This is a genomic window from Nocardioides segetis, assembly GCF_051390595.1.
Classification (GTDB): Bacteria; Actinomycetota; Actinomycetes; order Propionibacteriales; family Nocardioidaceae; genus Nocardioides.
The window spans coordinates 1-825 of the sequence record NZ_JBNINR010000042.1 but is presented as its reverse complement, the minus strand read 5'-3'; the positions used below and the strand labels follow the sequence as shown (position 1 = coordinate 825).

2 protein-coding genes are annotated in these 825 nt (G+C 70.1%); one reads left to right on the top strand and one right to left on the bottom strand.

Translation table 11 applies throughout. From position 1 onward, the window contains the following. On the top strand, nt 1-345 hold a 345-nt coding region (locus tag ACPZVR_RS25420; RefSeq protein WP_436702485.1), incomplete at its 5' end, for an HNH endonuclease signature motif containing protein. 81 nt (nt 346-426) lie between these two features. On the opposite strand, the gene ACPZVR_RS25415 is transcribed toward ACPZVR_RS25420, so the two are convergent. Next, nucleotides 427-825 (bottom strand): PKD domain-containing protein (locus ACPZVR_RS25415; RefSeq protein WP_436702484.1); only part of this gene is annotated, 399 nt, incomplete at its 5' end.

Genomic DNA, 825 nt, shown 5'->3' with positions numbered 1-825 from the left:
CGCGAGGCGGTGCACCTGATCCATCCCGCCGACGTGTTCCCGTTCGCCGCCAACACCAGCCGCCGGATGGACCTCGACCACGCCGTCCCCTACAGCGAGGGTGGGGCGACCAGCATCGAGAACCTGGGCCCGTTGACCCGGACCCATCACCGGATCAAGACCCACGCCGGCTGGGAGGCCCGACATCCCTTCCCCGGGATCGTGATCTGGCGCGATCCCTACGGGGCCCACTACCTCATCGACCCGACCGGCACCCGACGCATCACCCCCACCACCGGCCACCAGACACCCACCCGGGTCGACATCATGGTCACCGAGCTGGTCCTCAACCACGCCGCCGCCTGACCCAGCCAACCGGCCTGCCTGCCGGTCTGCCGGTCTGCCGGTCTGCCGGTCTGCCGGTCTGTCGGTGTTCGTGTCGGTTGGTCAGTGGCCGACGAGTTGGGGGTCGGCCTCGATCGCGCGGAGCTGGTGGGCGGGGCCGTCGATGGTGACGGTGCCGGGGATGGTCTGCCAGGGGCCGGTGCCGATGCGGTAGCGGCCGGTGTAGGTGGTCGACAGGCGGGGGTGGTACTCGCCGGTGCGTCGGTAGCGGTGGGTGATGGACAGGTCGGGGTAGGGCGCTCCGGGCTCGGTCGTGGTGGTGGTCTCGCCGTCGCCGAAGTGCCACCCGAACCGGGCCGGTGTGGCCTCCAGGGTGACCTGTTGGCCCAGCAGGGTCACGGTGGTGCTGATCGGGGCGGTGCTGGTGGTGTAGAAGTTCGTCTCGAAGTTCACCAACGTCAGCCCGTCCGGCGGCTGGATGCTCAACGTTCCCGCCGGAAG